The organism is Streptomyces sp. NPDC017676 (genome assembly GCF_044329325.1).
Lineage (GTDB): Bacteria > Actinomycetota > Actinomycetes > Streptomycetales > Streptomycetaceae > Streptomyces.
In genome coordinates, this window is sequence record NZ_JBIRJA010000007.1 from 230,162 (window position 1) to 252,143 (window position 21,982).

Sequence of the window (21,982 nt, forward strand, 5' to 3'; positions counted from 1 at the left end):
TAATGCCGGAGGTGCAGTGGAAGTCTCCATGACCCTATGGGTCCTGACCATCGCGGGTCTCGCCGCTCTGATCGCGGTCGACTTCTTCATCGGTCGCAAGCCGCATGAGGTGTCGATCAAGGAAGCGGGCACCTGGACAGTCGTCTGGATCGCCCTGGCCGGTCTCTTCGGTCTCGGTCTGCTCGTCTTCGGTGGCGGGCAGCCGGCCGGTGAGTTCTTCGCGGGCTTCATCACCGAGAAGTCGCTGAGCGTGGACAATCTCTTCGTCTTCGTCCTGATCATGGCGAAGTTCGCGGTGCCCACGCAGTACCAGCAGCGCGTCCTGCTGGTTGGCGTTCTCATAGCCCTGGTCCTGCGGGCCGTCTTCATCGCCGCCGGTGCCGCGATCCTCGCCAGCTTCTCCTGGGTGTTCTACCTCTTCGGTGCCTTCCTGATCTGGACCGCCTGGAAGCTCATCCAGGAGGCCCGTACGGACGAGGCGGACGAGGAGTACGAGGAGAACAAGCTGCTGAAAGCCGCGGAACGCAAGTTCGGCGTGGCCGACCGGTACCACGGCACCAAGCTGTGGATCCAGCAGAACGGCAAGCGCGTCATGACCCCGATGCTGGTCGTGATGCTCGCCATCGGTACCACGGACGTGCTGTTCGCCCTGGACTCCATCCCCGCGATCTTCGGCCTGACCCAGGACCCGTACATCGTCTTCACGGCCAACGCGTTCGCCCTGATGGGGCTGCGTCAGCTGTACTTCCTCATCGGCGGACTGCTCAAGAAGCTGGTTCACCTGTCGTACGGGCTGTCGATCATCCTCGGCTTCATCGGCGTCAAGCTGGTGCTGCATGCCCTGCACGAGTCCGGTGTCCATGTGCCCGAGATCAGCATCCCGGTCTCGCTCGGCGTGATCTGCGCGGTCCTGGCCGTCACCACGATCACCAGCTTGCTGGCGTCCAAGAAGCAGGCAGCTGTCGAGGAGTCGCACGCCGAGGGCGAGAACGCTCGCAAGAGCAGCGTCGACGTCTGACCGGGGCGCGGCGGAAACCCGCGACCGCGCGTGGCCGCACAGCGAACGGAGGCATTGACCCTCGCCGGGAGTGCATGAGCTCTCGGCGAGGTCATCAGCCCTTCGGGGGTGTCATCGCCCCCTGGCGGCGTCTCGTAACGACGCGGGGGCCCGGTCCCACCGGCACCGGCCCCCGCACCGGAAAGGATGAGAGGTATCCGGAAAGAACGGAATGCGAACTCTGTACGCCTCTGCGACCATCGCCGCATGATCACTCGGTTCCGGTCGCTCACCCGACAATGGACGATCCTCGTGCCGGTGCTCGCGGTCGTCCTGCTGGTCCTCACCTGGGGCCGGGGCCTGCCCGGCGCGGTCGTCGGCCTGGTGACCCTCGTTCTCGCCGGTGCCGTCCTGGCGGCCGTGCACCATGCCGAGGTGATCGCCCACCGGGTCGGCGAGCCCTTCGGTTCCCTGGTGCTCGCCATCGCCGTCACGATCATCGAAGTGGCCCTGATCGTCACCCTCATGGTCGACGGCGGCGACAAGAGTGCCACCCTGGCCCGGGACACCGTCTTCGCCGCGGTCATGATCACCTGCAACGGCGTCGTCGGGATCTGCCTGCTCGTCGCATCCCTGCGACATGGCACGGCCGTCTTCAACCCCGAGGGCACCGGTGCGGCGCTGGCCACCGTGGCGACGCTCGCCACGCTCAGCCTGGTGCTGCCGACCTTCACCACCAGCAAGCCCGGACCCGAGTTCTCCACCATCCAGCTGACCTTCGCGGCCCTGTCCTCACTGATCCTGTACGGGCTGTTCGTGGCCACCCAGACCGTGCGCCACCGCGACTACTTCCTGCCGATCACCCGGCAGGGCGAGGTCATCACCGCCGAGGACCACGCCCGGCCCCCGTCCGCGCGCACCGCATGGACCAGCCTCGGTCTGCTCGGGCTGGCGCTGATCGGGGTGGTCGGCCTGGCCAAGGGCGTGTCGCCCACGATCGAGTCGGGTGTGGCGGCGGCGGGCCTGCATCACGCCGTCGTCGGTGTGATCATCGCCCTGCTCGTGCTGCTGCCCGAGACCATCGCCGCGCTGCGCTCCGCTCGCCGCGACCGGGTGCAGACCAGCCTCAACCTGGCGCTCGGCTCCGCGATGGCCAGCATCGGCCTGACCATCCCGGCCGTGGCGCTCGCGTCCGTGTGGCTGTCAGGGCCGCTCGTCCTCGGCCTCGGCCCGACCCACATGCTGCTGCTCGCACTGACCGTGGTGGTCAGTTCCCTGACCGTCGTGCCGGGCCGGGCCACACCCCTCCAAGGTGGCGTCCACCTGGTGCTCTTCGCCGCCTATCTGGAACTGGCGATCAACCCGTAGCGGGCGCAAGGTACCGCGATGCGCCCGTCAGCCCGTGACCGGCTCGACGGCCGGCACGGGCACCGGCCGCGTCTCCGGCAGCAAGGCGAAACAGACCAGGCTGATCAGGGCGATACCGGTCAGGTAGGCCCCCACGCCCCAGGGGACCCGTCCACCCTGCTCCGCGAGCGCCGTGGCGACGATCGGGGTGAGGGCGCCGCCGAAGACCCCGCCGAGGTTGTAGCCCACGGCGGCGCCCGTGCAGCGCACCCGAGCCTCGTACAGTTCTGGCAGGTACGCGGCGATCACCGCGAACATGGTGACGAAGGCGAGCAGGGCGCCCAGGATGGCGAGGAACATCAGCAGCGGCTGGCCGGTCGCCAGGAGGGCGACCATCGGGAGCATCCACAGGACGCAGGCCGCGCACCCCGTCAGACACAGCGGCCGGCGTCCGTACCGGTCACCGAAGAGCGCCACGACGGGCGTGAGCGCGCCCTTGACCAGCACCGCGCCCATGACGCACATCAGCATGACCGTACGGCTCACACCGAGCCGTTCCGTGGCGTACGCCAGCGACCACGTCGTCACCGCGTAGAACACCGCGTAACCGACCGCGAGCGCTCCGGCCGTCAGCAGCACCAGCCGCCCGTGATGCCGTACGACCTCGACAAGCGGCACGCGCGCGTGGTCGTCGATCTCCAGGAAGCGGGGACTCTCCCTGAGGGAGGAGCGCAGCCACAGACCGGCCAGCGCGAGGGCGCCGGCCGCCCAGAACGGCACACGCCATCCCCACCGGGCGAACTCCGCGTCGGACAGCCCTGCCGACAGCGCGAGCATCACCCCGTTGGCCAGGACGAAGCCGAGCGCCGGCCCGATCTGGGGGAAGCTCGACCACAGGGCACGCCGTCCGGCGGGAGCGTGTTCCGCGGTCAGCAGCACCGCCCCGCCCCACTCGCCGCCGAGCCCGAGCCCCTGCAGGAAGCGCAGCACGAGCAGCAGCACGGGCGCGGCCACGCCGATGGTGCCGTAGGACGGCACACAGCCCACCGCGACCGTCGAGGCACCGGTGAGCAGCAGCGAGAGGACGAGCACCGGACGCCGGCCGCGCCGGTCCCCGAGGTGCCCGAAGATCACCGAGCCCAGCGGCCGGGCCACGAACCCCACCCCGAAGGTCCCGAAGGCCGCGAGGGTCCCGGCGACCGGCGAGAACGTCGGGAAGAACAGCGGCCCCAGGACCAGAGCCGCCGCGGTCCCGTAGACGAAGAAGTCGTAGAACTCGATCGCTGTCCCGGCGAGCGAGGCTGCCGCGAGCCGCGGCATGGACGGGGTGCTTACGGCGCGTACATCGTGCATGTCGCGTCAACCACCCACCGTGATCATGGGTTACGGGGGCGCGCGGAGGTGATCAAGGGGCCTGGGTGCGCGCCGTGGTGACCGGCGTACGGGGCGGCTGTCCGCGCCGACCGGCGTGATAGACCGGGTGCGAGCAGCGGTCTTGGACGGACCGCCCCGAACGGACCGGAGGAACCGTGCCCCGCACCCTGGCCAACGCCCCGATCATGATCCTCAACGGGCCCAACCTGAACCTCCTCGGTCAGCGCCAGCCCGAGATCTACGGCCACGAGACGCTGGCCGACGTGGAGCAGCTGTGCGCCAAGGCGGCGGCCGCGCACGGTGGCACGGTGGACTTCCGGCAGTCCAACCATGAGGGGGAGCTGGTCGACTGGATCCATGAGGCGCGGCTGGGCCACTGCGGGATCGTCATCAACCCCGGCGCCTACTCGCACACGTCGGTCGCCATCCTGGACGCGCTCAACACCTGTGACGGCATGCCCGTGCTGGAGGTGCACATCTCCAACATCCACCGGCGGGAATCGTTCCGGCACCACTCCTACGTCTCGCTGCGCGCCGACGGCGTGATCGCGGGGTGCGGGGTGCAGGGCTATGTGTTCGGCGTGGAGCGGGTCGCGGCACTGGCCGGGGCGGCGCGAGCGGACGCCTGACCCGCGCGCGGGTCGGGCTGACACGTGACCCGCGCGCGGGACTACAGCCGGCCCGCCTCCACGATCCGCCGCAGGAAGCGCCGTGTGCGCTCCTGCCGCGGGTCGCCGAAGACCTGCTCGGCGGTGCCGCGCTCCAGCACGACCCCGCCGTCCAGGAAGCAGACCTGGTCGGCGACGTCCCGCGCGAAGCCCATCTCGTGCGTGGCCAGCACCATCGTCATGCCCTCGTCCTTCAGGCCGCGCACCACCTCCAGCACCTCGCCCACCAGCTCGGGGTCGAGCGCGGCCGTGATCTCGTCCAGCAGCAACAGCCGGGGCCGCACCGCGAGGGCCCGTACGATCGCCACGCGCTGCTGCTGACCGCCGCTGAGCCGGTCCGGGTATGCGTCGGCCTTGCCGCCCAGCCCGAGGCGCTCCAGCAGCTCCCTGGCCCGTTCCTCGGCCTCCGCGCGGGAGACGCCGTGCACCCGGCGCGGCGCGAGGGTGATGTTGTCCAGCACGGTCATGTGCGGGAAGAGGTTGTACGCCTGGAAGACGACGCCGATCCGGCGCCGTACCGCGTCCTGGTCCACGCGCGGGTCGGTGATCTCCTCGCCGTCCAGCCAGATGGCGCCGTCGTCGATCTCCTCCAGGAGGTTGGCGCAGCGCAGCAGCGTGGACTTGCCCGAGCCGGAGGCCCCGATCAGCGCGGTCACCGTGTGCGGGGCGACCTCCAGGCCGACGTCCCGCAGGACGACCGAGCCGCCGAAGGTCTTGCGCACGGACTCCATCCGCAGCACCGGCGCGCTGCTCACGGGCGTGTCGTCGGACGTGCTCACAGGGCTCCTCCCCGGGGCCTCACAGGGACCCTCCCTGGGCCCGCCGCCGGTCCATCCGGGCCGTCACCCAGTCGGTGAACCGGGTCATCGGGATGGTCAGCGCCACGAACACCAGCCCCGCGACGATGTACGGCGTGTAGTTCAGACTGCGGCCCACGATGATGTCGGCGGCCCGTACGGCGTCCACCGCACCCCCGATGGACACCAGACCGGTGTCCTTCTGCAACGACACCAGGTCGTTGAGCAGCGGCGGCACCTGGCGGCGCACCGCCTGCGGCAGGACGACGTGGCGCAGGGCCTGCCGGTTGGTGAGGCCCAGCGAGCGCGCCGCGGCACGCTGCGAGGGGTGGACCGACTCGATGCCGGCCCGGAACACCTCCGCCACGTACGCCGAGTACGTCAGCGTCAGCGCCGTACCGCCGAGCAGCACCGGGTCGACCGTCACGCCCTGCAGCCGCAGCGCCGGCACACCCAGGACCACGATCATCAGATTGATGATCAGCGGCAGACCGCGGAAGAAGTCGGTGTACGCCGCCGCCAGCACGCGCAGCGGGAAGAAGACCGGGCCGCGCAGGGTCCGCGCGACGGCGATCAGCATGCCCAGGACCAGGACGGCGACGCCACAGATCAGCAGCAGGCGGACGTTCAGCCACAGCCCTTCGAGAACCTTCGGGAACGCCTCGCGCGCGTAGTGCGCGCTGAAGAACGTCTCCTTGGTGCGCGGCCAGCCCGGCGCGTTGACGACGACCAGATAGAGCAGGGCGGCCGTGACGAGCGTCGAGAGGGCCGCGAGGGCCGTGGCGCGGCGGGCCCGCGCGCGTCTGTAGCGCTCGCGTGCCAGACGCCGCTCGGAGGGCGCGTAGCCGTCGCCCGGGACACCGTCGTCGGTGCCGACGGTCATGTCCCCCTTGTCGTCCGCCCCCTCCCCGGCCGACTCTCCCTCGGTGACCGTCACTTGAGCACCGGGGCGTCGACGGCGTCCGAGAGCCACTGCTTCTCGATCCGGGCCAGCGTGCCGTCCTTGCGGAGGGCGTCGACGGCGCCGCTCACGCACGAGGTCAGCGCACTGCCCTTGTCCAGCACGAGTCCGAACTGCTCGGGTGTGCCGGCCTGGTTCTCGAACTGGCCGACGATCCTGGCGTTCGTCACCTCGGCGGCCGTGATGTAGAACGCGGTCGGCAGGTCCGTGACGATGGCGTCGACCTGGCCGTTCTTCAGCGCGGACTTCGCCTGGTCGTTCTTGGCGTAGACGGCCGCGTCCTGTGCCGGCTTGACGACGTCGGTGATGTAGTCGAGGCTCGTCGTGCCGACCTGCGCGCCGAGCTTCAGCTTCTTCAGGTCCGCGATGCTCTTCGCCTCGGCGGCCTTGCCGCCCTTCAGGGCGACGACCGCCTGGCGCACGTCGTAGTAGCCGGAGGAGAAGTCCACGGCCTTCTTGCGCTCGGCGCTGATCGACACCTGGTTGATGTCGAAGTCGAACGTCTTCACTCCGGGCGCGAACGCCTTGTTGAAGGGCACGCTCTGCCAGACGACCGCGCTGTCGTCGTACCCCAGTTGCTTCGCCACGGCGTAGGCGACGGCCGACTCGAACCCCTTGCCGTTGGCGGGCTTGTCGTCCTTGAACCAGGGCTCGTACGCCGGTTCGTCCGTCGCGATCGTCAGCTTCCCGGCCGTCTTGGTGGCGAGCCGGCCCTTGGCGCAGCTCTTCGCTGCCGACCCGGACGGGGCGGCCGACGCCTTCTCCTCGGGCTGCGGAGCGCAGCCGACGGCGGTGGCGAGCAGGGCTACGGTGACGGCGGCGACCGCGCGGCGCAGGGCGCGAGGAGCAGGATGCATGGCGGGAGACTGGCAGCGAACGCGGCGTCTGTCCAGGTCACGGCGGTGGTTGTCCGCATGCTGGGAACGGGTGTTGCGGCCGTGTGAACGCGGCTGACCGCAGCCCACGTGGGCGGTCTTGGCCTGGGCCGCCGGCCGAGGGCGGGGTTGGAGACCGGCGGCCCCTACCGCTCAGGAGCCGTCATCCTGTGCGGGGCTCCTACAAGTTGACCGCGGTCGGCCGGTCTCCGGGAGTGCGCACGGGGGCCTGGTGCGTGCGAAAGGTTCACACGGGGCGCGCGGAGGGGTTGCGCACGCCGGGCGCGTGCACGGCACGCGCTCGGCGCATGCTCAACTGCCGTGCGTGGGGCGCGCGTACGGCCTGTACGCCGGAGCGCGCGCCCTGGGGCATGGGCCGGTCGGGGATGCGAGCCGGTCGGGGACATGGGCCGGTCGGCGCCCCGCTCACCACCCGCGCGCGTGCCACTCCGGCAGATGCGGCCGTTCCGCGCCCAGCGTGGTGTCGTTGCCGTGCCCCGGGTAGACCCACGTCTCGTCCGGCAGCACGTCGAAGAGCTTCGTCTCCACGTCGTGGATCAGGCTGGCGAACGCCTTCGGGTCCTTGCGCGTGTTGCCGACACCGCCGGGGAAGAGGCAGTCGCCGGTGAAGACGTGCGGATGGCCGTGCGGGTCGTCGTAGACCAGCGCGATCGATCCGGGCGTGTGCCCGACCAGGTGGCGCGCGGTGAGCTCCACGCGGCCCACCCTGATGACGTCGCCGTCGTCGACGAGGACGTCGGTGGGCACCGGGATGCCGGGGGCGTCGTCGCGGCCGGCGTACGTACGCGCGCGCGTGGCCGCGACGACCTCGGCGAGCGCCTGCCAGTGGTCGCCGTGCTGGTGCGTGGTGACGACGGACGCGATGCCGTCGTCACCGATCATGCCGAGGAGCGTCTCCGCCTCGTTGGCGGCGTCGATCAGGAGCTGCTCGTCGGTGGCACGGCAGCGCAGCAGATAGGCGTTGTTGTCCATCGGGCCGACCGCGATCTTGGTGATCATCAGGTCTTTCAGCTCGTGCACATCCGCCGGTCCGCCGACCCTGACCTCTCCGGAGTACGTCATGAAGGTCAGCCTATAGCGGGGGAGTGCTGGTGGACGGCCGGGTCGGGCCGCGCGCGGTCCGGCCTACAGCGCAGGCAGTTTCGGCAGCGTCCCGCCCCGCACCTCCAGGGCCGCCTCTTCGCGGCGCCCGGCGAGCCAGCCCACCAGGTCCGCCGGCCGGCCGGTGACCGTGATCCCGGGCTCGTCCGCCGCGCGCCCGGTCGTCCACGCGCGCGTGCCGTCCGTGATGCGGGTCGCCGGGACGTCCGGGAGCCCGGAGAAGCGCTCGGCGAGGAAGCCGGTCTCCCGTTCCAGGAACTCCGCCGGAAGATCCTCCAGCTCGTACCCGATCCCGAGGTCGACGTGGTGCAGTTCCACCTCCGCCCACCGGCGGAACGGCACCCGGGACGCGGAGTCGGTGACTCCGTTGCGCAGCTCCACCGTGCGCGTCCAGTCCGCGGGCGCCTCCCCGGCCGCCTGGAAGCGGGCCGCGCTCTTCCGGAAGTCGGCGACCTGGACCTCCATGGGGCGCGGGGCGTCCCGCTCGATGTCGGCGTCCCGCGCCTCGGCGCTCGCGTACATGGGACGGCCCTGGAGGACGTTCACGAGCGCGTCCGCGTTGCGGGCGAGATGGGCCAGGACGTGTCCGCGGCTCCAGCCCGGAAGCCGTGACGGCTTCGCGAGCGATGCGTTGTCCATTGCGGTGACCGCGGTGAGGAGCCGATCCGTCGCTTCCCGTACATAGGCCAGGTCATGAGCGTGATCCATCATGACGCCGACCCTAGTCCGGCCACACCTTCGGGTGAAGGTGATGAACCCCGCCCGCAAATCGAATGCACGTGCTATATGGTCGAGAGCGGCGTCGGGCATGCTGGATGGTCGGGGGTTGTTATGTAACCGGGCAATCCGACCGGCGTTGTCAGTGGCTCCCCCTAGTCTGAAGAAGCACGGGGGCCCCGCCCCTGTCACTTCTCTCAAGAAAGGTGCGGACCGGCGTGGCCGACCGTCTCATCGTCCGTGGCGCGCGCGAGCACAACCTGAAGAATGTCTCGCTCGACCTGCCTCGCGACTCGCTCATCGTCTTCACGGGCCTGTCCGGGTCGGGCAAGTCCTCCCTGGCCTTCGACACGATCTTCGCGGAGGGCCAGCGCCGTTACGTGGAGTCGCTCTCCTCGTACGCACGGCAGTTCCTCGGCCAGATGGACAAGCCCGACGTCGACTTCATCGAGGGCCTCTCCCCGGCGGTCTCCATCGACCAGAAGTCGACCTCGCGCAACCCGCGCTCGACGGTCGGCACGATCACCGAGGTCTACGACTACCTGCGACTGCTCTTCGCGCGCATCGGCAAGCCGCACTGCCCCGAGTGCGGCCGCCCGATCTCGCGCCAGTCGCCGCAGGCCATCGTCGACAAGGTCCTGGAGCTGCCCGAGGGGAGCCGCTTCCAGGTGCTGTCCCCGCTGGTGCGCGAGCGCAAGGGCGAGTTCGTCGACCTCTTCGCCGACCTCCAGACCAAGGGTTACTCCCGCGCGCGCGTGGACGGCCAGACCGTCCAGCTGACCGAGCCGCCGGTCCTGAAGAAGCAGGAGAAGCACACCATCGAGGTGGTCGTGGACCGCCTCACGGTGAAGGACTCAGCCAAGCGCCGCCTCACCGACTCCGTGGAGACCGCCCTCGGCCTGTCCGGCGGCATGGTCGTGCTCGACTTCGTGGACCTCCCCGAGGACGACCCCGAGCGCGAGCGCATGTACTCGGAGCACCTGTACTGCCCGTACGACGACCTGTCCTTCGAGGAGCTGGAGCCCCGCTCCTTCTCCTTCAACTCGCCCTTCGGAGCCTGCCCGGAGTGCACCGGCATCGGCACGCGCATGGAGGTCGACCCGGAGCTGATCGTCCCGGACGAGGACAAGTCCCTGGACGAGGGCGCCATCCACCCGTGGTCGCACGGCCACACCAAGGACTACTTCAGCCGCCTGATCGGCGCTCTCGCCGACGCCCTCGGCTTCCGCACGGACATCCCCTTCGCAGGTCTGCCCCAGCGGGCCAGGAAGGCCCTGCTCTACGGCCACAAGACCCAGATCGAGGTGCGCTACCGCAACCGGTACGGCCGTGAGCGGGTCTACACCACCCCCTTCGAGGGCGCGGTGCCCTTCGTCAAGCGCCGCCACAGCGAGGCCGAGAGCGACGCCAGCCGCGAGCGCTTCGAGGGCTACATGCGCGAGGTGCCCTGCCCCTCCTGCCAGGGCACGCGTCTGAAGCCGATCGTCCTCGCGGTCACGATCATGGGGAAGTCGATCGCCGAAGTCTCCGCGATGTCGATCAGCGACTGCGCGGACTTCCTGGGCGAGCTGAAGCTGAACGCCCGCGACAAGAAGATCGCCGAGCGGGTCCTGAAGGAGGTCAACGAGCGGCTTCGCTTCCTGGTCGACGTCGGCCTGGACTACCTCTCGCTCAACCGCGCGGCCGGCACCCTCTCCGGCGGCGAGGCCCAGCGCATCCGCCTCGCCACCCAGATCGGCTCCGGCCTCGTCGGTGTGCTGTACGTCCTGGACGAGCCGTCCATCGGCCTGCACCAGCGGGACAACCACCGTCTGATCGAGACCCTGGTCCGCCTGCGCGACATGGGCAACACGCTCATCGTGGTGGAGCACGACGAGGACACCATCAAGGTCGCCGACTGGATCGTGGACATCGGCCCCGGCGCCGGTGAGCACGGCGGCAAGGTCGTGCACAGCGGCTCCCTGAAGGAACTGCTCGCCAACACCGAGTCGCAGACCGGCGCGTACCTCTCGGGCCGCAAGGGGATCCCGCTCCCGGACGTACGGCGCCCCCGCGACCCGTCCCGGCAGCTCACCGTGCACGGCGCCCGTGAGAACAACCTGCAGGACATCGACGTGTCCTTCCCGCTGGGTGTCTTCACGGCCGTCACCGGCGTCTCCGGGTCCGGCAAGTCGACCCTGGTCAACGACATCCTCTACACGCACCTGGCGCGCGAGCTGAACGGCGCCCGGACCGTCCCCGGACGGCACACGCGCGTGGACGGCGACGACCTGGTCGACAAGGTCGTGCACGTCGACCAGTCACCGATCGGCCGCACCCCGCGGTCCAACCCGGCGACGTACACCGGTGTCTTCGACCACATCCGCAAGCTGTTCGCCGAGACCACCGAGGCCAAGGTCCGTGGCTACCAGCCCGGCCGCTTCTCCTTCAACGTCAAGGGCGGTCGCTGCGAGAACTGCGCGGGCGACGGCACCATCAAGATCGAGATGAACTTCCTCCCGGACGTCTACGTCCCGTGCGAGGTGTGCCACGGAGCCCGGTACAACCGGGAGACCCTGGAGGTGCACTACAAGGGCAAGTCCATCGCCGAGGTGCTGAACATGCCGATCGAGGAGGCCATGCACTTCTTCGAGGCGGTGCCGGCGATCTCCCGTCACCTCAGGACGCTGAACGACGTCGGGCTCGGTTACGTCCGCCTCGGCCAGTCCGCCACCACCCTCTCCGGTGGTGAGGCGCAGCGCGTCAAGCTCGCCAGCGAACTGCAGAAGCGGTCCACCGGACGTACGGTCTACGTCCTGGACGAGCCGACCACGGGTCTGCACTTCGAGGACATCAGCAAGCTGCTGACGGTGCTCGGTGGACTGGTCGACAAGGGCAACACGGTCATCGTCATCGAGCACAACCTCGACGTGATCAAGACCGCCGACTGGGTCGTGGACATGGGTCCGGAAGGTGGCGCCGGCGGTGGCCTGGTGGTCGCCGAGGGCACACCGGAGGAGGTCGCCGGGGTTCCGGCGAGCCACACGGGCAAGTTCCTGCGCGAGATCCTCGGCGCCGACCGCATCAGTGACGCCGAGCCGGTGAAGGCGCAGCGGAGCGGAACGGCTCGGAAGACCGCAGCGGCCAAGTCGTCGACGAGGAAGACGGTGACGGCCAAGGCCAACAACACTGCGACCAAGAAGGCGGCCACGGCCACGAAGAAGGCGACGCCCGCGAAGAAGACGACGCGGGCCCGTAAGGCCTGAGTCGTTCTGACACACCATCAAGAATTCGACGCCCCGCGGGAACTTCCCGCGGGGCGCCGTTCGTTCCACCATCAGCCAGCCCGGTCCAGCGGTCAGACAGGTCCCCCGCCACACCGCAGGCCCGGCCGTACCTTGCCAACAGCACAGGGAAAGCAGACCGCTCACAGCGCGGCCGAACCGCCCAGCTCCGCCGCGTACGGCGGCTCGGCCCCCGCCCGCGAGCAGGTGATCGCCGCCGCCCGTGCCGCGAAGCGCAGCAGTCGTGTCCAGCCCTCCGTCCCGAGGGCGGCGAGCGCTTCCGCGGACAGCGCGTCCCGGGCGGCCAGCCCGTGCAGCAAGGCCGCGTTCACCGTGTCACCGGCGCCGATGGTGTCCACGACATCGACCTTCTCACCCGGCACGGAACGCTCCCCACCGTCCCGGGTGAACACGGTCAGACCGTCGCCGCCCCGCGTGACCACCACGGCCGCCGGTCCCGCGGCCAGCCACTCGCCCGGGGTGCCGCCGAGCCACGCCGCGTCCTCCGCGGACAGCTTCAGCAGCGTCACCGAGGGCAGCCAGCTCCTGAAACGCGCCCGGTAGGCGTCCGCGTCCGGGATGAGTCCCGCCCGGATGTTGGGATCGAGAGCGGTGAACAGCCCCTGCCCGGCTGCGGTCCGCATCAGCTCCTCGTAGGCGCTCGCCCCCGGTTCCAGGACGAGCGAGCAGGTGCCGAAGGACACCGCGCGTGTACCGGCGGGGAGCGCGGTGGGAGTGGTGAACAGACGGTCGGCCGTGCCGTCGACGTAGAAGGAGTAGGCGGCCGAACCGCCGGCGTCGAGCGTGGCCACGGCAAGGGTCGTCGGTTCCGGCCCCCGCTGGACACCGGACACATCGACGCCGGCCCGCCGCAGCCCGTCGAGCAGGGCCTCGCCGAAGGCGTCGTCCGACGTCCGGGAGCAGAAGGCGGTGCGGGAGCCGAGTCTGCCCAGCGCCACGGCGGTGTTGTACGGGCCGCCGCCGAGCGCCGGCTTCAGGTCCGCGAGGGCACCGGGGCCCTGCGGTACCAGGTCGATCAGTGCCTCACCGGCGACGACGATCACGAGGCGGTTCCCTTCTCGGCGAGTGTGGATGATGCGGTGCCCCCGGCCGCTCCGGTGTCGCTCCCCGACTCCTTCGGGCAGCCGCAGGACGTGCGGTGGACGAACGCGCACGGCAGCCGGACCGTCCGGGTGGGCCGGGCCGGCTCGGCCAGACGGTCCAGGAGCACCCGGACGGCTCGGGCGCCCAGTTCCCGGCTGGGCTGGGCGATGGCGGTCAGCCGGGGCGAGAACAGGTCGGCCCAGGCGAAGTCGTCGAAGCAGCACAGGGCGAGGTCGTCCGGCACGGACCGGCCGTGCCGGCGCAGCGCGCGCAGTGCGCCGATGGTCATCGCGTTGTTGGCGGTGACGAGTGCGGTGGGCGGATCGGGCAGGGCGAGCAGGTCGGCCGTGGCCCGCTCGGCCCCGTCGGACTCGGAGTTGCCGGACACGAGGAGGCGCTCGTCGTACGCCAGACCGGCCGCGGTGAGGCCCTCCCGGTAGCCGCAGACGCGCTCACTGGTGGTGCTGAGCCCGGGCAGGCCCGCGACCAGGGCGATCCGGCGGTGCCCCAGCCCCGCGAGATGGGTCACGAGCAGGGCCGTCGGCGCGGCGCTCTCTGCACAGACCTGGTCGAACCACGGGGCGCTCGGCGCGGTGGCGGCACCGTCCGCACCGTCATCCGGCGCGATGTCCCCCGTCGCGCGGGCATCGACGAGCCGGTCCAGGAACACCGTCGGTACGGCGTGGCGGCGCAGGTAACCGACGAGGTCGCTCGGCTCGGCGGACGGTGTGACGATCATGCCGTCCACCCGGCGCTCATGGAGGAGCTGCACGACTTTGCGCTCGTGCCCGGGGTCGTCGTGCGGATCCGCGATGAGCAGGCTGTAGCCCGCCTCCAGGGCAGCGGCCTCGACGCCTTGCAGGATCTCCGTGAAGTAAGGGTTGCTGATGGCCGACACCGCGAGGCCGATGGACCGGGTGCGTGAGGTCACCAGGGAGCGGGCCAGGGTGTTCGGGGTGTAGCCGAGGGCGTCCACGGCGTCGAGCACGGCCTGGCGGGTGTGGGGGAGCACCGGACGCGTGCCGTTGAGCACGTGGGAAACGGTCGCCACGGATACCCCGGCGCTGCGGGCGACATCCGCCATGGTGGCCATCGCGCTCCCTTCCCTGGGGCTGCCGTTCGGTCGGCGCCGGCCCCGGTCTCCTCGGCTCCCGCCGGACGCTATCCCATGCCACCGCCTCGCGTAAACGCTTGCGTAAGCGTTTACGTCGCTGGCCGTCTCCTCGCTCGACGCCCCTCGACTCGCCTCCATGTCCCGCGGGCGGACATCCGGCCCCGCCCCAGCCCAGACCGGCCCCCGCTCCTGACCGCCCCCTCTGCCCGGGTATCGTCGCCCTGCACACCCCTTGACCAGTGGAGTTCCAGATGCCCGCCCGCTCCTCCGCGACCCGCCGTACCGTACTTCGAGGGGCCGCCGCGGCCCCGGTCGCCGGGCTCGGCCTGGCCGCGTGCTCGGCCCCGGACGGCAGCGGTTCCGCCGCGGCCGCCCCCACCGCACCGGTCGACCTCGGCGCCGAGAGCGAGGTCGCGAAGGGCGGGGCCAAGCTCTACCGGGATCACAACATGGTGGTCAGCCGTGCAGAGGACGGCACCCTGAAGGCGTACAGCACGATCTGCACGCACGCCGGGTGCCCCATCAACAAGCTGCGGGGGACCACCCTGGTCTGCCCCTGCCACGGCAGCGAGTTCGATGCCGTGACGGGCAAGGTGGTCCAGGCGCCGGCCACCGAGCCCCTGACCGAGCTGCCGGTGAAGGCCGCGAAGGGCAGGATCGTCGCCGGTCCCTCGGACTGACCGGAGAGCCGCGGTCCGACAGGGGCGCCGGGCGGAAGCCGGTGCCCCGGCGCGGGTCTCCGCCTCAGCGTGGGGACGTGGGGCTGAGGCTCACTCCCAGTCCCAGGCGATCCCCAGGATGCCCGGTCGGATCCGGGACTCGACCAGGTGGGCACAGTGATGCGGACTGGTCACGGGCAGCTCCTGCCGACCGCTGCGCGGGGCCGCGGCCGAGTGCTGGGTGAAACGGTGGCAGCGCACCGGCAGCGCGGCCGTGTCGAAGCGCACCTGGAGCGCGTACTGGCCACCGGGGAAGCCGAACCGCTGGAGATGCTCGTGGGACGTCCCGGCCGTGCCGTCCTCGATGCCGTACCGGAAGAGGAAGGTGTCGCCGGTGCGCAGCCGGGTGCCGAAGAGCAGCTCGGCTACGAGGACGCCGGTGTCCTGGTCCCAGCAGAGACGACCGGTGCGGCAGTTCTCCAGGGCGTGCACGGTGACACGGCGCGGGTCGCAGCCGGGGTCGCCGTGGTGGAGGGCGACGAAGCGGTCCACGCCGTCGCGGTGGGCCCGCACGATGTGGTGGGCCTCACGGCTCACCAGCTCGCGCCGGGCGCCGATCTTGACGCATTCGTGGTGCCCCACGGTGTGCAGCCCGCCGTCCAGGGACCAGCCGAGGTCGGCGGTGAGCCGGTCCACGACGCCCGAGGCCTCGATCAGGGAGCGGTAGGAGCGGCCCGCCGGACGGTCGGCCGTCGCCCGCTCGTCGGACTCGGCGAGCAGCCGGATCAGCGACTCGTCCGGTAGCTGGAGGATCTCCTCCAGCGCGCGTACGGCGCGCAGCGACTCCGGGCGCTGCGGGCGGCGAGCACCTTGCTGCCAGTAACTCAGGCTGGTGACGCCGACCTTGACCCCGTGGCGTGACAGATGGTGCTGGACGCGTTGGAGCGGCAGTCCGCGTGCGGCGATCGCGGCGCGCAGCGCCACATGAAAGGGGCCGCCGCGCAGGGCCGTGTCCAGTTCCGCGGTGGGGACGTCCGCGTGCTCTGTGGCATGGCGCATGCCAGGGGCCTTTCTGTGAGGTGTCGCTACGGCTGGTCAGACCGCCTGTGCGGGTGAGCGGGGCCACCCCCGTGGGCACCGCGGGCGTCCCTGGCTGGGCACGCCGCGCCTGCCGTACGCATGCGTGTACGGCCCCGAGTTCCCCCGCATTGAAGCGTGTTGACCAGAACCCGACAACACCTAGGGCCCGGCCGTTCCCGACGACTGGCCGGACCGTGCCGTTCCACGGCCGGTGGGCGGGGTCGGCGGAGGTTGCCGCCCGCCTCCTCACCCAGGGCCTGGTCGGGGACCACGCCCTCAGGCGGGGCGTCACCGCCACAGCGGGAAGGCGACTGGCGGACGGGCCGAGGGGGCGTGGAGGGCGTCAGGGGGCGGAGCGTGGAGGGCGCCAGGGGGTGGGCGTCCGCGCCGCAGTCCCGTCCCCCCGGCGGATAGAGCTCGGACCGGGACCCACAGGCCCGACGCGGTGTCGGTGCTCGCCAGTAGGGTGTGAGACATGGCCGACCCCTCCAGCTACCGCCCCAGGCCGGGAGACATCCCGGACTCTCCGGGGGTGTACAGGTTCCGTGACGAGCACCGCCGGGTGATCTACGTCGGAAAGGCGAAGAGCCTGCGCCAGCGCCTGGCGAACTACTTCCAGGACCTGGCGAACCTGCACCCGCGCACCCGGACGATGGTGACCACAGCAGCGTCCGTGGAGTGGACGGTGGTGTCCACGGAGGTCGAGGCGCTGCAGCTGGAGTACTCCTGGATCAAGGAGTACGACCCCCGGTTCAACGTCAAGTACCGGGACGACAAGAGCTACCCGTACCTCGCGGTCACGATGAACGAGCAGTTCCCGCGGGTGCAGGTGATGCGCGGTCACAAGAAGAAGGGCGTCCGCTACTTCGGGCCGTACGCGCACGCGTGGGCCATCCGGGACACCGTCGATCTGCTGCTGCGGGTCTTCCCGGTGCGCACCTGTTCGGCCGGCGTCTTCAAGAACGCCGCCCGCACCGGCCGGCCCTGCCTGCTCGGCTACATCGGCAAGTGTTCCGCCCCCTGTGTCGGCCGGGTCACCCCCGAGGACCACCAGGAGCTGGCCGAGGAGTTCTGCGACTTCATGGCCGGCCGCACCGGCACCTACCTCCGCCGTCTGGAGAAGCAGATGATGGAGGCGGCCGAGGAGATGGAGTACGAGCGGGCGGCTCGCCTGCGGGACGACATCGGGGCCCTGAAGAAGGCCATGGAGAAGAACGCGGTCGTGCTCGCCGACGCGACCGACGCCGACCTCATCGCCGTCGCCGAGGACGAGCTGGAGGCGGCCGTGCAGATCTTCCATGTGCGTGGCGGCCGGGTCCGCGGGCAGCGTGGCTGGGTGACCGACAAGGTCGAGGAGGTCACCACCGGCGCCCTGGTCGAGCACGCCCTGCAGCAGCTGTACGGCGAGGAGAGCGGGGACGCCGTCCCCAAGGAGGTGCTGGTCCCGGCCCTGCCCGAGCCGGTCGAGCCGGTGCAGGAGTGGCTGACCGGCCGCCGCGGGTCGAACGTGTCGCTGCGCATCCCGCAGCGCGGCGACAAGAAGGCGCTCATGGAGACCGTGCAGCGCAACGCCCAACAGGCCCTCGCGCTGCACAAGACCAAGCGCGCCTCCGACCTGACCACGCGCTCGCGTGCGCTGGAGGAGATCGCCGAGGCCCTCGACCTGGACAGCGCCCCGCTGCGGATCGAGTGCTACGACATCTCGCATCTCCAGGGTGACGACGTGGTCGCCTCCATGGTCGTCTTCGAGGACGGCCTGCAGCGCAAGAGCGAGTACCGGCGGTTCCAGATCAAGGGCTTCGCCGGCCAGGACGACGTCCGCTCGATGCACGAGGTGATCACCCGCCGCTTCAAGCGCTACCTCGCCGAGAAGGAGCGGACGGGGGAGTGGGCCGACGGCTCCGGCACCGACGACTCCCTGACCGGAGACTCCCGCACCGACCACTCCTTCGCCGAAGGCTCCGGCGTCGACGGCTCCCTCCCCGACGGCGGCTCCGTGGTGACCGACGCCGACGTGATCACCGGTTCCCTCAAGGACGACGACGGCCGCCCCAAGAAGTTCGCCTACCCGCCCCAGCTCGTCGTGGTCGACGGCGGTCAGCCGCAGGTCGCGGCTGCCCGGCGCGCGCTGGACGAGCTGGGCATCGACGACATCGCCGTCTGCGGCCTCGCCAAGCGCCTGGAGGAGGTCTGGGTGCCCGGCGAGGACGACCCGGTGGTGCTGCCCCGCACCAGCGAGGGTCTCTATCTGCTCCAGCGCGTCCGCGACGAGGCCCACCGGTTCGCGATCACCTACCAGCGCACCAAGCGTGCCAAGCGCTTCCGCGCGGGCCCGCTGGACGACGTGCCCGGTCTCGGCGAGACCCGCAAACAGGCGCTCATCAAGCATTTCGGCTCGGTGAAGAAGCTGCGGTCCGCCACAATCGAGCAGATCCAGGAAGTGCCCGGGATAGGCCGGAAGACGGCCGAGACCATCGCCGTGGCCCTCGCCCAGGCGGCCCCGGCCGCACCCGCCGTGAACACGGCGACCGGAGAGATCATTGAGGACGAGGAACCCGACACGACGGGGGGTTCCTCGGGGGAGCCCGTGACCGCGGGCGTCCCGGACGAACGACGGGGGCAGGAGACATGACCGAGCACGACACACAGCCCACAGCACAGCGAGATCAGGCGCACAGCGGCACGGGCGAGGATGTCGTCCGGCCCGACACCACCGGGCCCGGGACCGGCCGGGACACCACCCGGTCCGGGACCGGCCGGGACACCAGCCGGCCCGGTGCCGGCCAGGACGCCGGGCAGCACACCGGCCAGGACAACGGAGCACAGGTGAGTACGGGCAGCGAGACAGCCGGGGTCCCCGAGGCGGCCATCCCCGAGCTGGTGATCATCTCCGGCATGTCCGGGGCCGGCCGGTCCACGGCCGCGAAGTGTCTTGAGGACCTCGGCTGGTTCGTCGTCGACAACCTCCCGCCCGCCCTCATCCCCACCATGGTGGAGCTGGGCGCCCGCTCCCAGGGCAACGTGGCGCGGATCGCGGTCGTCGTGGACGTGCGCGGCCGGCGCTTCTTCGACAACCTGCGCGAGTCCCTCGCCGACCTGGACACCCGGGGCGTCACCCGGCGGATCGTCTTCCTGGAGTCCTCCGACGAGGCCCTGGTCCGCCGCTTCGAGTCGGTGCGCCGCCCACACCCGCTCCAGGGCGACGGACGCATCGTGGACGGCATCGCCGCCGAGCGGGAGCTGCTGCGCGAGCTGCGCGGCGACGCCGACCTGGTGATCGACACCTCCAGCCTCAACGTGCACGAGCTGCGCGCCAAGATGGACGCCCAGTTCGCGGGCGAGGAGGAGCCCGAGCTGCGGGCCACCGTGATGTCCTTCGGCTTCAAGTACGGCCTCCCGGTCGACGCCGACCTGGTCGCGGACATGCGGTTCCTGCCCAACCCGCACTGGGTCCCGGAGCTGCGCCCCTACACCGGCCTCAACGAGGAGGTCGCCGCCTATGTCTTCAACCAGCCCGGCGCGAAGGAGTTCCTCGACCGGTACGCCGAACTGCTGCGGCTCATCGCGGCCGGCTACCGGCGCGAGGGCAAGCGGTACGTGACCATCGCCATCGGCTGTACCGGCGGCAAGCACCGCTCGGTCGCGATGTCGGAGAAGCTCGCCGCGCGCCTCGCGGCCGAGGGCGTGGAGACGGTGGTCGTGCACCGGGACATGGGACGGGAATGACGGAACGTACACCGCGGCTGAGCAGGCTGCGCCGGATGGTGCCCGACGCGCGCGCCGGCCGCTCGGCCGAGCCCCGCGGGGCGCGGCCCCGCCGGCGTGGCGCCCAGCCCAAGGTGGTCGCGCTCGGCGGCGGCATGGGCCTGTCCGCATCGCTCGCCGCGCTGCGCCGGATCACCGGCGATCTCACCGCCGTCGTCACCGTGGCCGACGACGGCGGCTCCAGCGGGCGGCTCCGGGACGAGCTCGGCGTGCTGCCGCCCGGCGACCTGCGCAAGGCGCTGGCCGCGCTGTGCGGGGACGACGACTGGGGCCAGACCTGGGCCCGGGTCATCCAGCACCGCTTCCAGTCCCAGGGCGAGCTGCACGAGCACGCGGTCGGCAACCTGCTGATCGTCGCCCTGTGGGAGCAGCTCGGCGACCATGTGCAGGCCCTGGACCTGGTCGGCAAGCTGCTCGGCGCACATGGGCGTGTGCTGCCCATGTCGGCCGTGCCGCTGGAGCTGCAGGCCCTGGTCAAGGGGCACGACCCGGAGCGCCCGGACGACGTCGACACGGTGCGCGGGCAGGCGACCGTGGCCCTGACGCCCGGCGAGGTGCAGTCGGTGCACCTCGTGCCCAACGACCCGCCCGCCGTCCCGGAGGCCGTGGCGGCGGTCCTGGACGCGGACTGGGTGGTGCTCGGTCCCGGTTCCTGGTTCTCCTCGGTGATCCCGCACCTGCTCGTCCCCGAGCTGCTGGACGCCCTCACCGAGACCAAGGCGCGCCGGGTGCTCTCGCTGAACCTCGCGCCGCAGCCGGGAGAAACCGAGGGCTTCTCCCCGCAGCGTCATTTGGAGGTTTTGGGGCGACACGCCCCTAAACTCGCCCTGGACGTGGTGCTGGCCGACGTGGCCGCCGTGCCCGACCGCGACTCGCTCACCGAGGCCGCCAAGCGGCTGGGAGCCGCGGTCGAGCTGGCGCCGGTGGCCCGGACCGACGGATCACCCCGGCACGATCCGGAGCTGTTGGCCGCCGCGTACGACCGTATTTTTCGGATGCATGGAAGGATCGGCCCATGGCGATGACGGCAGCGGTGAAGGATGAGATCTCCCGGCTCCCCGTCACCCGGACCTGCTGCAGGAAGGCGGAGGTCTCCGCCATTCTGCGGTTCGCCGGCGGCCTCCACCTGGTGAGCGGGCGCATCGTGATCGAGGCGGAGCTGGACACCGCGATGGCGGCGCGCCGGCTCAAGCGGGACATCCTGGAGATCTTCGGTCACAGCTCCGAGCTGATCGTGATGGCGCCCGGCGGCCTGCGCCGCGGCTCGCGGTATGTCGTACGGGTCGTCGCGGGCGGTGACCAGCTGGCCCGGCAGACGGGTCTGGTGGACGGCAGAGGCCGCCCGATCCGCGGTCTGCCCCCGCAGGTGGTCTCGGGGGCCACCTGCGACGCGGAGGCGGCCTGGCGCGGGGCCTTCCTGGCGCACGGTTCGCTGACCGAGCCCGGCCGTTCCTCGTCCCTGGAGGTGACCTGCCCGGGCCCGGAGGCGGCGCTCGCGCTGGTCGGTGCCGCGCGCAGACTGTCGATCGCCGCGAAGGCCCGCGAGGTGCGCGGGGTGGACCGGGTGGTCGTCCGGGACGGTGACGCGATCGGTGCCCTGCTCACCCGGCTGGGCGCCCATGAGTCCGTGCTGGCCTGGGAGGAGCGCCGGATGCGCCGCGAGGTGCGGGCCACGGCCAACCGGCTCGCCAACTTCGACGACGCCAACCTGCGCCGTTCGGCCCGTGCCGCCGTGGCCGCCGGGGCCAGGGTGCAGCGCGCCCTGGAGATCCTGGGCGACGAGGTGCCCGAGCACCTGGCCGCGGCGGGGCGGCTGCGCATGGAGCACAAGCAGGCCTCCCTGGAGGAGCTGGGCGCGCTCGCCGATCCGCCGCTGACGAAGGACGCGGTCGCGGGTCGTATCCGCCGGCTGCTGGCGATGGCCGACAAGCGCGCCGCGGACCTCGGCATCCCGGGCACGGAGGCCAACCTCAGCGAGGAGCTGGCGGACAACCTCGCCGGCTGACCGGACGACGCGTCAGTTCGCCGGTGCCGACGGCCGTTCGGGTGGTCGGCACCGGCGTTTGCGTGTCCTTGTGGTGCTCTTGACTGGATCATGAAGTGACATGAGCCTGGCAACCTGTTCGTCGCTGTGGCGGA

Annotated in this window: 18 protein-coding genes; 9 read left to right on the forward strand and 9 right to left on the reverse strand. The window is 71.1% G+C overall.

The annotated features are described in order from the left end of the window. Positions 1 to 16: 16 nt before the first annotated feature. Both ACH4LD_RS17330 and ACH4LD_RS17335 read left to right on the forward strand, forming a co-directional pair. Positions 17 to 1,018 carry a TerC family protein gene (locus ACH4LD_RS17330; protein WP_398056931.1) on the forward strand — a complete coding sequence of 334 codons (1,002 nt, stop codon included), beginning with the start codon at positions 17 to 19 and terminating at the stop codon, positions 1,016 to 1,018. Between the two features lie 246 nt (positions 1,019 to 1,264). Next, positions 1,265 to 2,365, forward strand: coding sequence for a calcium:proton antiporter (locus ACH4LD_RS17335; RefSeq protein ID WP_398056932.1), 1,101 nt, complete (start codon positions 1,265 to 1,267; stop codon positions 2,363 to 2,365). Between the two features lie 27 nt (positions 2,366 to 2,392). Here the strand turns inward: ACH4LD_RS17335 and ACH4LD_RS17340 are convergent, their stop codons facing one another. Further along, positions 2,393 to 3,664, reverse strand: a complete 1,272-nt coding sequence (locus ACH4LD_RS17340) for an MFS transporter (protein ID WP_398057064.1) — start codon at positions 3,662 to 3,664, stop codon at positions 2,393 to 2,395. 209 nt (positions 3,665 to 3,873) lie between these two features. On the opposite strand from ACH4LD_RS17340, the gene aroQ reads away from it, so the two are divergent. After that, positions 3,874 to 4,347 carry a type II 3-dehydroquinate dehydratase gene (aroQ, locus tag ACH4LD_RS17345; protein WP_132783989.1) on the forward strand — a complete coding sequence of 158 codons (474 nt, stop codon included), beginning with the start codon at positions 3,874 to 3,876 and terminating at the stop codon, positions 4,345 to 4,347. A 41-nt stretch (positions 4,348 to 4,388) separates the two neighbouring features. On the opposite strand, the gene ACH4LD_RS17350 is transcribed toward aroQ, so the two are convergent. The 5 genes from ACH4LD_RS17350 to ACH4LD_RS17370 form a co-directional block, all read right to left on the reverse strand. Beyond that, a complete protein-coding gene (locus tag ACH4LD_RS17350; protein ID WP_103813091.1) occupies positions 4,389 to 5,117 on the reverse strand; it encodes an amino acid ABC transporter ATP-binding protein in 729 nt (242 codons plus the stop codon). Positions 5,118 to 5,184: 67 nt separating this feature from the next. Beyond that, the gene (locus ACH4LD_RS17355) at positions 5,185 to 6,120 is read right to left on the reverse strand and encodes an amino acid ABC transporter permease (protein ID WP_398056933.1); all 936 of its coding nucleotides are present in this window, start codon (positions 6,118 to 6,120) and stop codon (positions 5,185 to 5,187) included. Continuing rightward, positions 6,117 to 7,001 (reverse strand): ABC transporter substrate-binding protein, encoded by an 885-nt coding sequence (locus ACH4LD_RS17360; protein ID WP_398056934.1) that lies wholly within the window; start codon positions 6,999 to 7,001, stop codon positions 6,117 to 6,119. The genes ACH4LD_RS17355 and ACH4LD_RS17360 overlap by 4 nt, the downstream gene beginning before the upstream one ends. 444 nt (positions 7,002 to 7,445) lie before the next feature. Then, on the reverse strand, positions 7,446 to 8,102 hold the full coding sequence (locus tag ACH4LD_RS17365; RefSeq protein ID WP_398056935.1) for an MBL fold metallo-hydrolase: 657 nt from the start codon (positions 8,100 to 8,102) through the stop codon (positions 7,446 to 7,448). A gap of 63 nt (positions 8,103 to 8,165) precedes the next feature. Further along, positions 8,166 to 8,852 (reverse strand): maleylpyruvate isomerase family mycothiol-dependent enzyme, encoded by a 687-nt coding sequence (locus tag ACH4LD_RS17370; RefSeq protein WP_398056936.1) that lies wholly within the window; start codon positions 8,850 to 8,852, stop codon positions 8,166 to 8,168. Between the two features lie 224 nt (positions 8,853 to 9,076). Between ACH4LD_RS17370 and uvrA the strand changes: the two genes are divergently transcribed. Next, positions 9,077 to 12,103 (forward strand): excinuclease ABC subunit UvrA, encoded by a 3,027-nt coding sequence (gene uvrA, locus ACH4LD_RS17375; RefSeq protein ID WP_398056937.1) that lies wholly within the window; start codon positions 9,077 to 9,079, stop codon positions 12,101 to 12,103. A 161-nt stretch (positions 12,104 to 12,264) separates the two neighbouring features. On the opposite strand, the gene ACH4LD_RS17380 is transcribed toward uvrA, so the two are convergent. Continuing rightward, a complete protein-coding gene (locus tag ACH4LD_RS17380; RefSeq protein ID WP_398056938.1) occupies positions 12,265 to 13,185 on the reverse strand; it encodes a carbohydrate kinase in 921 nt (306 codons plus the stop codon). Further along, complete coding sequence (locus ACH4LD_RS17385) at positions 13,182 to 14,318, reverse strand: LacI family DNA-binding transcriptional regulator (RefSeq protein ID WP_398056939.1); 1,137 nt, start codon at positions 14,316 to 14,318, stop codon at positions 13,182 to 13,184. Before ACH4LD_RS17385 ends, ACH4LD_RS17380 begins: the two co-directional genes overlap by 4 nt. 272 nt (positions 14,319 to 14,590) lie before the next feature. On the opposite strand from ACH4LD_RS17385, the gene ACH4LD_RS17390 reads away from it, so the two are divergent. Then, on the forward strand, positions 14,591 to 15,019 hold the full coding sequence (locus tag ACH4LD_RS17390; RefSeq protein WP_398056940.1) for a Rieske 2Fe-2S domain-containing protein: 429 nt from the start codon (positions 14,591 to 14,593) through the stop codon (positions 15,017 to 15,019). Between the two features lie 90 nt (positions 15,020 to 15,109). Here ACH4LD_RS17390 and ACH4LD_RS17395 read toward each other — a convergent pair whose 3' ends face one another. Continuing rightward, positions 15,110 to 16,057, reverse strand: a complete 948-nt coding sequence (locus ACH4LD_RS17395; protein WP_398056941.1) for a hypothetical protein — start codon at positions 16,055 to 16,057, stop codon at positions 15,110 to 15,112. A 496-nt stretch (positions 16,058 to 16,553) separates the two neighbouring features. Here ACH4LD_RS17395 and uvrC point away from each other — a divergent pair, with 496 nt between their 5' ends. Genes uvrC through whiA form a run of 4 tightly spaced genes read left to right on the forward strand, consistent with a single transcriptional unit; the run spans position 16,554 to position 21,848 of the window. Then, positions 16,554 to 18,710, forward strand: a complete 2,157-nt coding sequence (uvrC, locus tag ACH4LD_RS17400; protein WP_398056942.1) for an excinuclease ABC subunit UvrC — start codon at positions 16,554 to 16,556, stop codon at positions 18,708 to 18,710. Then, on the forward strand, positions 18,707 to 19,804 hold the full coding sequence (gene rapZ / locus ACH4LD_RS17405) for an RNase adapter RapZ (RefSeq protein WP_398056943.1): 1,098 nt from the start codon (positions 18,707 to 18,709) through the stop codon (positions 19,802 to 19,804). Before uvrC ends, rapZ begins: the two co-directional genes overlap by 4 nt. Next, on the forward strand, positions 19,801 to 20,868 hold the full coding sequence (yvcK, locus tag ACH4LD_RS17410; RefSeq protein WP_103812932.1) for a uridine diphosphate-N-acetylglucosamine-binding protein YvcK: 1,068 nt from the start codon (positions 19,801 to 19,803) through the stop codon (positions 20,866 to 20,868). The genes rapZ and yvcK overlap by 4 nt, the downstream gene beginning before the upstream one ends. Continuing rightward, the gene (gene whiA, locus ACH4LD_RS17415) at positions 20,859 to 21,848 is read left to right on the forward strand and encodes a DNA-binding protein WhiA (RefSeq protein WP_030583311.1); all 990 of its coding nucleotides are present in this window, start codon (positions 20,859 to 20,861) and stop codon (positions 21,846 to 21,848) included. Before yvcK ends, whiA begins: the two co-directional genes overlap by 10 nt. Positions 21,849 to 21,982 lie beyond the last annotated feature (134 nt).

Coding starts and splice junctions, on each gene's coding strand:
- whiA (WP_030583311.1), top strand. CDS start 20,859: ATGGCGATGACGGCAGCGGTGAAGGATGAGATCTCCCGGCTCCCCGTC.
- ACH4LD_RS17385 (WP_398056939.1), bottom strand. CDS start 14,318: ATGGCCACCATGGCGGATGTCGCCCGCAGCGCCGGGGTATCCGTGGCG.
- ACH4LD_RS17370 (WP_398056936.1), bottom strand. CDS start 8,852: ATGATGGATCACGCTCATGACCTGGCCTATGTACGGGAAGCGACGGAT.
- ACH4LD_RS17360 (WP_398056934.1), bottom strand. CDS start 7,001: ATGCATCCTGCTCCTCGCGCCCTGCGCCGCGCGGTCGCCGCCGTCACC.
- ACH4LD_RS17365 (WP_398056935.1), bottom strand. CDS start 8,102: ATGACGTACTCCGGAGAGGTCAGGGTCGGCGGACCGGCGGATGTGCAC.
- ACH4LD_RS17395 (WP_398056941.1), bottom strand. CDS start 16,057: ATGCGCCATGCCACAGAGCACGCGGACGTCCCCACCGCGGAACTGGAC.
- ACH4LD_RS17335 (WP_398056932.1), top strand. CDS start 1,265: ATGATCACTCGGTTCCGGTCGCTCACCCGACAATGGACGATCCTCGTG.
- uvrC (WP_398056942.1), top strand. CDS start 16,554: ATGGCCGACCCCTCCAGCTACCGCCCCAGGCCGGGAGACATCCCGGAC.
- ACH4LD_RS17340 (WP_398057064.1), bottom strand. CDS start 3,664: ATGCCGCGGCTCGCGGCAGCCTCGCTCGCCGGGACAGCGATCGAGTTC.
- yvcK (WP_103812932.1), top strand. CDS start 19,801: ATGACGGAACGTACACCGCGGCTGAGCAGGCTGCGCCGGATGGTGCCC.
- ACH4LD_RS17390 (WP_398056940.1), top strand. CDS start 14,591: ATGCCCGCCCGCTCCTCCGCGACCCGCCGTACCGTACTTCGAGGGGCC.
- rapZ (WP_398056943.1), top strand. CDS start 18,707: ATGACCGAGCACGACACACAGCCCACAGCACAGCGAGATCAGGCGCAC.
- ACH4LD_RS17350 (WP_103813091.1), bottom strand. CDS start 5,117: ATGGAGTCCGTGCGCAAGACCTTCGGCGGCTCGGTCGTCCTGCGGGAC.